Source organism: Kitasatospora sp. NBC_01246, assembly GCF_036226505.1.
Taxonomy (GTDB): Bacteria; Actinomycetota; Actinomycetes; order Streptomycetales; family Streptomycetaceae; genus Kitasatospora.
In genome coordinates this window covers 5428062-5440982 of the sequence record NZ_CP108484.1, presented here as the reverse complement: position 1 = coordinate 5440982, position 12921 = coordinate 5428062, and the positions used below count along the sequence as shown (strand labels likewise).

Annotated in this window: 12 protein-coding genes; 7 read left to right on the top strand and 5 right to left on the bottom strand. The window is 71.8% G+C overall.

Annotated features, from left to right (window positions below; all coding sequences use genetic code 11):
• The first annotated feature begins 9 nt into the window (after window positions 1-9).
• The 5 genes from OG618_RS23735 to OG618_RS23715 all read left to right on the top strand — a co-directional run bounded on the left by OG618_RS23735 (window position 10) and on the right by OG618_RS23715 (window position 3815).
• Window positions 10-1005 (top strand): ABC transporter substrate-binding protein, encoded by a 996-nt coding sequence (locus OG618_RS23735; protein ID WP_329489559.1) that lies wholly within the window; start codon window positions 10-12, stop codon window positions 1003-1005.
• Between the two features lie 65 nt (window positions 1006-1070).
• Window positions 1071-1454: a nuclear transport factor 2 family protein gene (locus OG618_RS23730; protein WP_329489558.1), complete on the top strand. Its 384-nt coding sequence runs from the start codon at window positions 1071-1073 to the stop codon at window positions 1452-1454.
• A 9-nt stretch (window positions 1455-1463) separates the two neighbouring features.
• Window positions 1464-1940, top strand: coding sequence for a GNAT family N-acetyltransferase (locus OG618_RS23725; protein WP_329489557.1), 477 nt, complete (start codon window positions 1464-1466; stop codon window positions 1938-1940).
• Between the two features lie 301 nt (window positions 1941-2241).
• Window positions 2242-2652, top strand: a complete 411-nt coding sequence (locus OG618_RS23720) for an anti-sigma regulatory factor (protein ID WP_093860582.1) — start codon at window positions 2242-2244, stop codon at window positions 2650-2652.
• A 155-nt stretch (window positions 2653-2807) separates the two neighbouring features.
• Window positions 2808-3815: an RNA polymerase sigma factor SigF gene (locus OG618_RS23715; RefSeq protein ID WP_329489556.1), complete on the top strand. Its 1008-nt coding sequence runs from the start codon at window positions 2808-2810 to the stop codon at window positions 3813-3815.
• Between the two features lie 43 nt (window positions 3816-3858).
• Here the strand turns inward: OG618_RS23715 and OG618_RS23710 are convergent, their stop codons facing one another.
• Window positions 3859-4287, bottom strand: coding sequence for a hypothetical protein (locus OG618_RS23710; protein ID WP_329489555.1), 429 nt, complete (start codon window positions 4285-4287; stop codon window positions 3859-3861).
• Window positions 4288-4337: 50 nt separating this feature from the next.
• On the opposite strand from OG618_RS23710, the gene OG618_RS23705 reads away from it, so the two are divergent.
• A complete protein-coding gene (locus tag OG618_RS23705) occupies window positions 4338-5309 on the top strand; it encodes a diacylglycerol/lipid kinase family protein (RefSeq protein ID WP_329489554.1) in 972 nt (323 codons plus the stop codon).
• A gap of 369 nt (window positions 5310-5678) precedes the next feature.
• Complete coding sequence (locus OG618_RS23700) at window positions 5679-5930, top strand: WhiB family transcriptional regulator (RefSeq protein ID WP_014138019.1); 252 nt, start codon at window positions 5679-5681, stop codon at window positions 5928-5930.
• A 478-nt stretch (window positions 5931-6408) separates the two neighbouring features.
• Here OG618_RS23700 and OG618_RS23695 read toward each other — a convergent pair whose 3' ends face one another.
• The 4 genes from OG618_RS23695 to OG618_RS23680 all read right to left on the bottom strand — a co-directional run bounded on the left by OG618_RS23695 (window position 6409) and on the right by OG618_RS23680 (window position 12916).
• Entirely contained in the window at window positions 6409-7929 is a 1521-nt protein-coding gene (locus tag OG618_RS23695; RefSeq protein WP_329489553.1) for a sensor histidine kinase, read from the bottom strand.
• A gap of 430 nt (window positions 7930-8359) precedes the next feature.
• The gene (locus OG618_RS23690; protein ID WP_329489552.1) at window positions 8360-9418 is read right to left on the bottom strand and encodes an SIS domain-containing protein; all 1059 of its coding nucleotides are present in this window, start codon (window positions 9416-9418) and stop codon (window positions 8360-8362) included.
• A gap of 209 nt (window positions 9419-9627) precedes the next feature.
• Window positions 9628-10926: an extracellular solute-binding protein gene (locus tag OG618_RS23685; RefSeq protein WP_396488559.1), complete on the bottom strand. Its 1299-nt coding sequence runs from the start codon at window positions 10924-10926 to the stop codon at window positions 9628-9630.
• Window positions 10927-11362: 436 nt separating this feature from the next.
• Window positions 11363-12916, bottom strand: coding sequence for a glycoside hydrolase family 3 protein (locus OG618_RS23680; protein WP_329489550.1), 1554 nt, complete (start codon window positions 12914-12916; stop codon window positions 11363-11365).
• Window positions 12917-12921: the final 5 nt, after the last annotated feature.

Sequence of the window (12921 nt, the reverse complement as noted above, 5' to 3'; positions counted from 1 at the left end):
GGAAACCCCATGCGTACCAAGGCCGTTGCCACCGCCGCCCTGCTCACCCTCGCGCTGACCGCCTGCGGCGCCGAGATCGCCCCCGCCGGGGACGCCGCCGCCGGCTCCGCCCACTACCCGGTGACCGTCGACAACTGCGGTACGAAGGTCACCTTCGAGCGGAAGCCGGCCCGGACGGTGACCAACGACGTGGGCATCACCGAGCTGATGTTCGCGCTCGGCCTGGCCGACCGGATGGCCGGCTACGTGATGCCCGACGACAAGGGCCAGGTCGACAAGGTGGCCTGGAAGGACGGCTACCAGCAGGCCAGGTGGCTCTCCAGGCAGCAGATCACCAAGGAGATCGCGCTGGAGGCGAGGGCCGACCTGGTCTTCGCCGGGTGGCACTACGGCTTCGACGAGGCCGGCGGCTTCACCCCGCAGGCGCTGGCCGGTCTCGGCATCGGCTCGTACGTGCTCAGCGAGTCCTGCCGCAGCGGCAAGGGCCCCGAGCGCGGGGTGATGTCCCCGCTGGACGCGCTCTACACCGACCTGGCCAACCTGGGCGAGATCTTCGACGTCCGGGACCGGGCCGACGCGCTGATCGCCGATTTCCGGGCGCAGGTCGCCGCCGTCCCGCAGCCCGAGCGCCGGCCGCGCGTCTTCCTGTACGACAGCGGCGAGGACAAGCCGTACACCTCGGGGAAGTTCGCCGCGCCCCAGGAGATCATCGCCAGGGCCGGCGGGGAGAACGTGATGGGCGACCTCGCCGACTCCTGGACCACCGTGGGCTGGGAGAGCGTGGTCCAGCGCGACCCCGAGGTGATCGTGATCAACAACTACGGCTCCCCGGACGCCGAGGCCAAGCGGAAGTTCCTCACGTCCTTCCCGCCGCTGGCCGGCGTCTCCGCCGTCCGCAACGGGCGGATCTTCGTCCTGGACTACGTCGACCTGGTGGAGAGCCCGCGCAACCCGGCCGCGATCACCGCGCTCGCGGCCCACCTGCGCGGTGTGACGGCCGGCTGAGCCGCGGCGGGGCGGGCGTACGCTCGGAGGTACGAGCCGACGGAACCGACCGGAGGAGCGAGAACATGAGCACCATGGCCGCGCCGTCCGCCTTCGACACCGGCGTGCTGCGCGAGGGCATCGAGCGCGGCGACGCCGACGCGCTGCTGGCGCTGTACGCGGACGACGCCGAACTGCGCGTGGTCGACCGCGAGACCCAGCCCAGCCACCCGCTGGTGGTGCACGGCCGGGACGAGATCGGCGCCCTGCTGAACGACGTCTACGGCCGGGAGACGCGCCACACGCTGGAGCGGGTGGTCCTGGACGGCGACCGCCTCGCCTTCATGGAGTCCTGCCGCTATCCCGACGGGGTCCGGGTGCTGGTCACCTCGGTCGCCGACCTGCGGGAGGGCCGGATCGTCGACCAGACCTCGATCCAGGCCTGGGACGAGGACGGGCGGGCCAAGTAGGCTCGTGGCATGATCCGCACCGCCGTAGTCACCGATGTCCCGGTCATTCACGCCATGATCCGCGAACTCGCGGAGTACGAGAAGGCACCGCACGAGGCGGTCGCCACCGAGGAACAGCTGCGCGAGTCGCTGTTCGGCGCCGCCCCGGCGGTGTTCGGGCTGGTCGCCGAGGACGACGCCACCGGCGAGCCGGTCGGGTTCGCGGTCTGGTTCCTCAACTTCTCGACCTGGCGCGGGACGCACGGGATCTACCTGGAGGACCTCTACGTCCGCCCGCAGGCCCGCGGCGGCGGCCACGGCAAGGCGCTGCTGCTGGAGCTGGCCCGGATCGCCGTCGAGCGCGGCTACTCGCGGGTGGAGTGGTCGGTGCTGGACTGGAACGAGCCCTCGATCAACTTCTACAAGTCGCTGGGCGCGGTGCAGATGGACGAGTGGACCGTGCACCGGCTCACCGGCCCGGCGCTCACCGCGGCCGGCACCCGCTGACCGACCGGGTGCCACGAGTCCCTCCCGGGGGCTGCCACCCTGCGTCGCGAGGGCCTACCATGAGTGACCCTCGCACCCGGTGTCGCTCGTTCCCGTGAAGGCGGGACCGGATCGCGACATCCGCCCACCGATAGCGGTAACGTCTCGGGCGGATGCGCGGCGTCCGACCACCCCTCCCGGGGTATGACCGGTACGTACCGCACCACCCCTCTGGACAGTTGGGGCGAAGCAGTTGAGCCAAGCAACAGACAGTGCCGCGGCCACCGGCCCGGAAGCACAGCGCGTCACCCAGGAGGTGAGGGTGTCCCAGATCGACGGCGAGCCCGGAGTACAGGACTTCGTGGAGGTCCGGCTGCCCGCGGCGGGGGCCTACCTCTCGGTGCTGCGAACAGCGACGGCGGGGCTGGCGGCCCGGCTGGACTTCACGCTGGACGAGATCGAGGACCTCCGGATCGCGGTGGACGAGGCCTGCGCCATCCTGCTCCAGCAGGCGGTGCCCGGCTCCGTCCTCTCCTGCGAGTTCCGGCTGGTGGGCGACTCGCTGAAGGTCATCGTCTCCGCCCCGACCACGGACGGCCGTGCCCCGGAACGGGACACCTTCGCCTGGACGGTGCTCTCCGCGCTGGCCGGCGAGGTGGAGTCCTCGGTCGCCGAGGACAACACCGTCTCGATCAGCCTGCACAAGAAGCGCGGCGGGTCCGCCGCCCATTAGGGCCGCCACAGCAGCACCGAACAAGAGCCGTCCGTCCGGCGCCACCCGGGCCGGCGGACGGCTCCCGGTACCGCCCACCACGCGGTACGACCAACGAGACGAATCCGGGACCGCCCCAGGTCCCGGTGCTCCCGGAACGGAACGGGGGAATGGCCGTGAGTGATCTGGACCGTACCGGCCTCGCGACGGCGGGCCCTGCCGTACCGACCCAGGCGAGCGTTCCCGGCCTCGCCGCCAACGACGAAGCGCACCCGAAGGACGCCCACCGGATGAGCCAGCCGACCGAGCCGACGTCTGATCCGTCGCCCACGCCCTCGCCGCCGTCCGCGGCCCCGGAGTCCCCGGTGCCCGACGCGGCCGAGGCGCTGCGCGGTGCGGTGCCCTCGCAGGCGCCGCACCGTTCGGGGGCGCCGGACCGGGAGGCGGCCCGGGCCCTGTTCGTCCGGCTGTCCGCGCTGCCCGAGGGCTCCGCGGAGCGCGTCGAGCTGCGCAACCAGCTGGTGCGGATGCACATCCCCCTGGTGGAGCACCTGGCCCGGCGGTTCCGCAACCGGGGCGAGCCGCTGGACGACCTCACCCAGGTCGCCACCATCGGACTGATCAAGTCGGTGGACCGCTTCGACCACGAACGCGGGGTCGAGTTCTCCACCTACGCGACGCCGACCATCGTCGGCGAGATCAAGCGCCACTTCCGGGACAAGGGCTGGGCGGTCCGGGTACCGCGCCGGCTCCAGGAGCTGCGGCTGTCGCTGACCACGGCGACCAGTGAGCTCTCCCAGCGGCACGGCCGCTCCCCCACCGTGCACGAGCTGGCCGAGCACCTGGGGATCTCCGAGGAGGACGTGCTGGAGGGCCTGGAGTCCGCCAACGCGTACTCCACGCTGTCGCTGGACGTCCCCGACAGCGACGACGAGTCGCCGGCCGTGGCGGACACCCTGGGCGCCACCGACGAGGCACTGGAGGGCGTCGAGTACCGCGAGTCCCTCAAGCCGCTGCTGGCCCAACTGCCGCCCCGGGAGCAGAAGATCCTGGTGCTGCGGTTCTTCCGCAACATGACCCAGTCGCAGATCGCCGCCGAGGTGGGCATCTCGCAGATGCACGTCTCCCGGCTGCTGGCCCGTACCCTGGCCCAGCTCCGGGAGAAGCTCCTGGTGGAGGAGTAGGACTGACGGCCGCTCAGCGGCCGCCGTCGCCGGCCCTCCGCGCTCAGCCCTCGTGCGGAGCGTAGAGGGCCGTCGTCGCCTTCGGGCTGAGCAGGGCGCCGATGCCGGCCAGCCCGAGCAGGCCGATCGCCGCCCCGACGGCCACCATGGCGCCGCCGGTCTGCCACATGTAGTAGGCCACCGGCAGGCAGATCGAGTTGGTCAGCACCGCCGGGCTGCGGCCCCAGCGGCGGCCCTTGAGCAGCGCCCGGGCGGCCAGCAGCGGCAGCACGCCGAGCAGGACGATCACGAGGCCGCCGAACTCGTTCAGCGCGAGCTGCCTGGAGTCGCCGGACACGGCGGACACCATGTCCCAGACGCCGACGACGGCGAGTGCGGCGCCCTCCAGGGCGGTGATGGCGGCGCCCGCGGTCAGGGCCGCCGGCCGGTCGGCGCCGGGCGCGGGTACGGGTGCGGAGGATTCTGCGGTCACTCCAGCAGGGTAGCCGCCGGTTGGTCCGTACCGCCCCGTAGGCTGAGCACATGCGCGCTCTCCTGGTCGTCAACCCGAAAGCGACCACCACCAGTGGCCGCACCAGGGATGTCCTGATCCATGCCCTGCGCAGCGACCTCAAGCTGGAAGTAGCCCAGACGGAGTACCGCGGCCACGCGCGCGACCTGGCCCGCGAGGCGGTCGAGGACGGCGCCGTCGACCTGGTGGTGGCCCTGGGCGGCGACGGCACGGTCAACGAGGTGGTCAACGGACTGCTGACGCACGGCCCGGGCGAGAAGGTCCCCCGGCTGGCCGTGGTGCCCGGCGGGTCGACCAATGTGTTCGCCCGCGCGCTGGGTCTGCCCAACGACCCCGTGGAGGCCACCGGGGCCCTGCTGAACGCCCTGGACCAGCGCCGGGAGCGGCCGATCGGCCTGGGCAAGGCGATGACGGAGGGGCTGCCGGACCGCTGGTTCACCTTCACCGCCGGCCTCGGCTTCGACGCGGGCGTGGTGGGCCGGGTCGAGGAGCAGCGCAGAGCGGGGCGCAGGTCGACCCACGCGCTCTACGTCGGGCAGGCGCTCCGGCACTACGTCACCCAGCGTGAGCAGCGCCGATCGGGCCCCGTCACCCTGCAACTGCCGGGCCGGGCGCCGGTGCCGGGCCTGGTGCTGGCCATAGTCAGCAACACCTCGCCGTGGACGTTCCTGGGCAACCGCCCGGTCTATCCCTCCCCGCTCGCCTCCTTCGACACGGACCTCGATGTCTTCGGCATCACCCGGATGACCGCGTTCGGCACCGCTCGAACGGTCCGTCAGATCCTGCGGTCGCACACGCCTTCGGCCGATGGCGCCGCCCCTGCCGGCCCGTCCGGAAAGCACGTCGTCTCCTACCACGACGCTCGGCACTTCACCTTGGTTTCGCAGGAACCGGCCCCATTCCAGGTGGACGGGGACCACCTTGGAGACAGGAGTCGCGTCAGTTTCACAGGCGTACGGCGGGCACTGCGTGTGATTGTGTGACTGGAAGGAGGGTTCTCCCTTCTTCTCGAACGCACAAGCCCCCTTCACTCCATAGAAGTACTGGCTGTGAGCTAGGCGACACCGAAGAATCAAAAATTCCTCCCTGAAGGGGGTTGTATCCGGGCCCGAGGTTTGCGAACCTCTACATGGCGATCGGGACACATCGCAGCGACGGCAACCACAGACCCTGGCGGGTGCCGACCGCGGAGTGTCCCTCGAATCGCCGAATCCCTCCCCAGCACAGACCACCCGGGCCCGATGGGCCTTTGGTCTCTTTTGCTGTTGCGGGATTCGTGAAAGCGTTCACATTCACAAGCCATCGATTATGCCGATCGGGTCACCCCCGCCGGCAGGAGGAGTTGGACGACCATGGACTGGCGCCACCGCGCTGTCTGCCGCGAAGAGGACCCGGAGCTTTTCTTCCCGATCGGGAACACCGGTCCTGCTCTGCTGCAGATCGAGGAAGCCAAGGCCGTGTGCCGCCGCTGTCCGGTCATGGAGCAGTGCCTGCAGTGGGCGCTCGAGACCGGCCAGGATGCCGGCGTCTGGGGCGGTATGAGCGAGGACGAGCGTCGCGCGATGAAGCGCCGCGCTGCCCGCAACCGCGCCCGCACCGCCTGATCACACGCCGTAACACCAGTAGTGACCGCAGTGCCGATCAACACATGATCAAGGGCTTCCCTGCACTTCCTGGCGAAGCCTTCCGTACAAAGGACCTTGCTCGACACGGTCCGACGACACCGGGCCGCCCAGGCACTTGATACTGTTCACTTAGAGCAATATTGTGGAGCTGAGGCGCTCACCGTGTGCAACGCACCGGTGAGGTGTCGTATCACCCAGAGCCCCCGTTCCGGCCGACTCCCCCCGACGGCCGGAACGGGTTGAGAGGCCCTGTCGACCCACCCCCCCCCGGTCGACAGGGCCTCGTTTCTGTTTCCGCGTCCGGTCACGCGCGGCGGCCACCCGCCGTTCGGGGCGCCTCCCGATGGCCACCTGCGGTGGTGCGGAGGTGCGCACCCGGCGCCCGTTCCGGGTACACGCCCCCGACACACTCCACTGCGCCTCGGGTGCCGCGCCGTGTCCGTCGAGCCGGGACGGCTCAGGGCACCGGGATCTCCAGGATCACCTTGGTGCCGCCGTTCGGTCCCGCCACCATGTCGAAGGTGCCGCCCAGCTCCCCGGTGGCCAGGGTCCGGACGATCTGCAGCCCGAGGTTGCCCGCCTGCTGCGGGTCGAAGCCCTCCGGCATGCCCCGGCCGTCGTCCTGCACGGTGATCAGCAGGTACTCCTCCGGCCGGGCGCCGCCGTTCCAGCTGTCCGACCAGCCCATGCCGGTGGCCGGGGCCCGCCCGCGCAACGCGCTGACCTCCAGGTTCCCGGAGGCGGACGGCCCGAAGGCGTGCTCCAGCGCGTTCTGCAGCAGCTCGGTGAGCACCATCGCCAGCGGGGTGGCCACCTCGGCGGAGAGGATGCCGAAGCTCCCGCTGCGCCGAGTCGCCACCCGGCCGTCCTGGGACAGCTCCATCACCATGGCCAGCACCCGGTCGGCGATCTCGTCGAAGGCGACCTGCTCGTCCAGCGCCTGGGAGAGCGTCTCGTGCACGATCGCGATCGACCCGACCCGGCGGACCGCCTCGTCCAGCGCGGCCCGGCCGGCGTCCGAGTCCATCCGGCGGGACTGCAGCCGCAGCAGGGCCGCCACCGTCTGGAGGTTGTTCTTCACCCGGTGGTGGATCTCCCGGATGGTGGCGTCCTTGGTCATCAGCTCGCGGTCGCGCCGCCGCAGCTCGGTGACGTCGCGGCAGAGCACCAGGGAGCCGGTCAGGGTGCCCTTGGGCTTCAGCGGGATCGCCCGCAGGGTCACCACCCCGCCCTGCACCTCGACCTCGGTCTGGCGCGGCGCCCAGCCGCTCGCCAGCTTCACCAGTGCCTCGTGCACCGCCGACCGCGAGGGCGGGACCAGCTCGGCGGTGGCCCGGCCGAGGTGGCTGCCGACCAGGTCGGTGGTGAGCCCGAGGCGGTGGTAGGCGGAGAGCGCGTTGGGGCTGGCGTAGGTGACGATGCCGTCGGCGTCGAGCCGGATCAGGCCGTCGCCGACCCGGGGGGCGGCGTCCATGTCGGTCTGCTCGACACCGTGGTACGGGAACGTCCCGGCGGCGATCATCTGGGCCAGGTCGGAGGCGCTCTGCAGGTACGTGAGTTCGAGCCGGCTGGGGGTGCGGACGGTCAGCAGGTTGGTGTTGCGGGCGATCACGCCGAGCACCTTGCCCTCGCGCCGCACCGGGATCGACTCGACCCGGACGGGCACCTCCTCGCGCCACTCCGGATCGCCCTCGCGCACGATCCGCCCCTCGTCGAAGGCGGCGTCCAGCAAGGGCCGGCGGCCGCGCGGGACGAGGTGGCCGACCATGTCGTCCTGGTAGGAGGTGGGCCCGGTGTTGGGCCGCATCTGGGCCACCGAGACGTACCGGATGCCGTCCCAGGTGGGGATCCACAGGACCAGGTCGGCGAAGGAGAGGTCGGAGAGCAGCTGCCACTCCGAGACCAGCATGTGGAGCCAGTCCACGTCGGCACCGGTCAGGGTGGTGTGGCGGCGGACGAGTTCGTTCAGCGAGGGCACATGGCGAGCGTAGCTCCAGGTCCCGGGCACGGACGTGGCGCACCCGTCCGCGCGCGGGTGACCGTAGGTTGTCCAGACCAATTTTCGGGGTCCCCTGGACAACCCAGATTGGTCTAGTCCACAATGAAAGAGCACCAAGGAGAGGCCGCCGCGCAACTGCCCTGACCGCGCGACGCCGCTCCTCGGTCGGATACCGCCGAGCGAGGACCCCGCACAGTTCTCGGTCGTCCCGGTGCCCGACGACAGCTCCGGGCTGCGGTGCCGCATGGGTTGAGGGTCCCGTGTCGGCGCCGTGGCCCGTAGTGCTTCCCGCCCCCGGCCGGGGGCGCTCCCCGCCCCGGCGGGACACCCGCGGACCGCTCCGGCCGCTCAAACGCCGCACCCCCGTCCACGGCCCGTGGACGGGGGTGCGGCGTCGTGGCGCCCGCGCTCAGTGCGTCTCGGTGACCTTGGCCAGGGCGCGCGGGGCGTCCGGGTCCTGGCCGCGGGCGATGGTGACCTCGTAGGCCAGCAGCTGCAGCGGCAGGATCTCCAGGATCGTCTGGACCTCCTCGGGTACGCCGGCCGGCAGCACGAAGCCCGCCGAGGCGGCGTCCACCTGCTGCCGCTGGCCGATGACCACCAGGTCCGCGCCGCGGCCGCGCAGGCGGTCCAGGACCGGCTGCAGGGCCTCCCCGCCCTTGCCCTCCGGGACGATCGCGATGACCGGGGAGACGTTGTCGACCATGGCCAGCGGGCCGTGCAGCAGATCGGCGCCGGAGAACGGGGAGGCCGGGATGTAGGTGGTCTCCATGAGCTTCAGCGCCGCCTCGCGGGCGGTCGGGTAGCCGTAGCCGCGCGAGGTGATGACCAGGCGCTGGGCGAAGCGGTAGCGCTCGGCCAGGGCCTTCACCTCGGGCTGCCGGGCCAGGATGCCGGCGGCCAGCTCCGGCAGCTCGCGGGCGGCCGTGCCGTCGCCGCCGCGCAGGCCCTCGACCAGCAGGTAGAGCGAGAGCAGCTCGGCGGTGTAGGTCTTGGTGGCGGGCAGCGCCTTCTCCGGGCCGGCCAGCACGTCGATGTGGAACTCGGAGACCTCGGCGAGCGGCGAGGAGGCGTTGTTGGTGACCGCCAGCGTGATCGCACCGGCCTCGCGGGCCGCCTTGGTGGAGGCGACGAGGTCCGGCGAGCCGCCGGACTGGCTGACGGTGACGACCAGCACGTCCGTGAGGTCCGGCTTGGCGCCGTACGCGGTGGTGGTGGACATCGAGGTCAGACCGGCCGGCTTGCCGAGCAGGATCTCGACCAGGTACTTGGCGTAGAGCGCCGCGTTGTCGGACGTGCCGCGCGCGGTGAGCAGGACGAAGCGAGGGTTGCGGGCGGCGATCCGGGTCGCGATGTCGAAGATCTTCGGGGCGCCCTCGTCGAGGATGCGCCGCAGGACGGCCGGCTGCTCGGCCATCTCCGCCGCCATGATCCGGCCGGGGACGGGAGCAGTCTGCGGGTCGGACATCAGGATGTGCCTCCGATGAGATGGTTCGACCCCGCCCGGACGGGGATGCCCGGCGAGGACCTCTACGGCGGCGAGTCCGCACACTCGCTGCGGTGGTTCCGTGATTCCTGCGGCAATCGTACGGGGACTCCCCCGCGCGGCACATCCGAGAGCCCCTCCCGGTGGTCCGGAAGGGGCTCTCCCCGGGGCGCCGGCCCCGCCGGCGCGGCTCAGCCCTGCTTGTTGATCAGCTGGTCGATCGCGGCGTCCGCCTCCTTGGCGGCCTGGTCCACCGGCTTGTTGCCCTTGAGGATCGCGGTGAGCATGTCGGGCAGGATCTTCTGCTTCTCGATCGCGCCCCAGCCCGGCGCCAGCGGGGTGAACCAGGCGTCCGGCACCGCGTTGGCCGCGGCGGCGGTCGCCGGCTTGCTCTTCAGCGGGTTCAGCTGGGTGAGGTTGTTCGGCAGGATGTCCTTGTCCGCCAGCGCCTGCTGGGACTTGGTGCTGGTGAACATCCGGACCCAGTCGGTGGCCAGCGCGGCCGACGGCGACTTGGCGGTGACGGCGAGGTCCGAGCCGCCGATGAAGGTCGGCAGCGGCTTGCCGCCCGGGCCGGGCATGGTGGCCAGCTTGACGGCGTCCTTGAGGGTCGGGTCGCCGGTGACCGGCGCGGTCACGCTGGAGGCCTCGTAGCCGTTGCCGTAGAAGGCCCCGGCGTGGCCGCGGGCCATCGCCTCGAACTGGTTCTGCTCGTTGACCGCCAGGTCGCCCTTGTTGTACTTGCGCACCAGGTCGACGAAGTGGTTCAGCCCCTGCTGGGACTTCGGGTCGCTGAGCGTGCCGTGCCAGTTCCCGGCGCTGTCGAAGCGGGCGATGGCGCCGCCGTACGCGGAGACGTAGCTCATCGCGGCGTACCAGTACGGGCCGGGCAGGTAGAGCGCGGAGTAGCCCTTGTCGGCCTTGTTCTTGTCCGCGACCTTGTCCAGGGCCGCCTTGAGGTCGTCCTCGGTCTTGGGGAACTCCGCGCTGCCGGTGGCCGCCTGGAAGGCCGTCGCGTTGTAGATGGCGACCCGGGCGCCCGCGTAGTACGGCACGCACCAGAGCTTGTCCTGGTAGGTGCAGGTGTTGGCGAGCGCCTTGATCCAGGCGTCCGAGTTGTCGAAGCTGGAACGCTCCACCGGGGCCAGCGCGCCGGCGAGCACGTACTTCATGGTCTCGGTGTTGCCGAGCTCCACCACGTCGGGGGCGTTGCCCTCGGCGAGCGCCTTGTCCAGCTTGCCGACCTTGTCGGCCCACCCCTGGTAGGCGAGCCGCAGGGTGACGTTGGGGTACTTCGCCGCGAACTCGTCGTTCACCCGCTGCACGAGGTCCGGCCAGTTCTTCTGGGCGTCGTCCATCAGCCAGACGGTGACCGTGCCGGTGGCGGACTTCGGGTCCGCCGTGGCGGCCTTGCCGTCCCCCGAGGGCGAGCCGCCCGAGGAACAGGCCGTCAATCCGGCGGCGAGCGCCAGGATCCCGAACGTCGCCATGAGCTGACGCTTCTTCACGCCATCCTCCGAGGGTGCTAGAGCCTGTGCCCGCCGGCAGCGTGATGGCGCGTCCGCCGGGAGGGATCCGGGCGGGGACGGCGAAGTGCTTCAGGAAGGGCCTATACCACATCCGGTGAGGTTGAAGTTCGAACCGGATGGACTGGAGCCTGGCCTAGACCACTGGCGGTGTCAACGCCAAATGGCCTGGCCGACAAGGACGTTGCAGACCTGTTGTAGCCCGTGGCGATCAGTTGCGACGTCATCACCCTAAGTAGAACTTAAGGCTGTCTTAAGGCTGATTTGAGGGAACACCGTCATCCGGGAACGCCGCGGGGCCAACGGCGGGAAAACGGAACGGGCCCGTCATGCGCCATGCGCATGACGGGCCCGCTCGCGGAGGCCTTCCCGGCCCCCGGGGTCACGGTCCGACGGGACCTCAGCCGATCGCTCCCGACTGGCCGGTGAGCACCTCGACGGCCGCCAGTCCGCAGACCCGGGCGGCGCCGTGGGTGGCGATGTGGAGCGCGCCGACCGGCTCGGACTGCGGCAGGCCCATCTCGACCACCGCGGCGTCCGGGCGGGCCGCCACCAGCCGGGACAGCGCGGCGGACATCCAGGCGTAGCGGTGCGCGTCGCGGACCACCAGCACCAGGCGGCGGCCCTCGGCGCCGGCCACCACCTCGGCGACCAGCGCGTCCAGCTGCTCCGGGGCGGCGTCCTTCGGACCGACCTCCCGGGTGCGGGTGCCGGGGAAGCGGTCGGCCAGCATGTCGGCCACGCCCCACGGGGTCACCGCGCCGACTGCGATGTTGGGCTCGTCGGAGAACGAGGCCACGTACGGGCGCTCGGTCACCGGCAGGGCCTCCCGGCCCGGTGCCCGGACCACCCGCAGCGCGCGGCGGGCGGCCCGCAGGCCGACCGCCAGATCGGGCTCCAGTCGCTCGCCCTGGGCCGCGATCCGGCCCCAGCTGCCGAGCGCGCGCACCCGGTCGGCGGCTTCGGCCAGCCGCTCCTCCGGGAGCTTGCCGGCCCGCACGCCCGCCACGATGGCGTCGCGCAGCAGCAGCACGGTGTCCTCGTCGGCCAGCCCGCCGCCGACGCAGATCGCGTCCGCACCGGCCGCCAGGGCCAGGACGGTGCCCTCGCCCATGCCGAAGGTGTCGGCGATGGCGCCCATCTCGATCGCGTCGCTGACGATCAGGCCCTGGTAGCCGAGGCCGCCGTCGGCCGGGGCCGCGCGCAGCAGGTCGCGCAGCACGCGGGGGCTGAGCGTGGCCGGCAGCTTCGGGTCGAGCGCCGGGATCATGATGTGGGCCGTCATCACGGCCTTGGTCCCGGCCGCGATGGCGGCCTGGAACGGGATCAGGTCGCGGGCGCGCAGGGTCGCCAGGTCGACGTCGATCACCGGCAGGCCGTGGTGCGAGTCGACCGCGGTGTCGCCGTGCCCGGGGAAGTGCTTCGAGCAGGCGGCCACGCCGGCCGACTGCAGGCCCTCGACCCAGGCCGCGGTGTGCCGGGCGCACAGCTCCGGGTCGGCGCCGAAGGAGCGGACGCCGATCACCGGGTTGCGCGGGTTGGAGTTGACGTCCGCGGTGGGCGCCCAGTTGTAGTTGACGCCGGCGGCCGCCAGCGCGCGGCCCAGCTCGCGGGCGACGTCGCGGGTCAGCGCCGGGTCGTCGATCGCGCCGAGGGCGAAGTTGCCCGGCCAGGAGGAGCCGGAGCCGGCCTCCAGGCGGGTGACGTCGCCGCTCTCCTCGTCGATCGCGATCAGGAGGTCGGGGTTCTCCTCGCGCAGCGCCCTGGTGAGCGCCGACAGCTGGTCGAGACCGGTGACGTTGCGGTCGAAGAGCGCGACCGAACCGAGGCCGGCCGCGAGGTGGCGGCGGACCCACTCCGGGGGCTCGGTGCCGACGAAGCCGGGCTGCAGGACGGTCAGCGCGTCACGGTGCAGCTGGTCGCTGGCCGGGAGGGTGGGGACAAGGATGCTCACGTCGC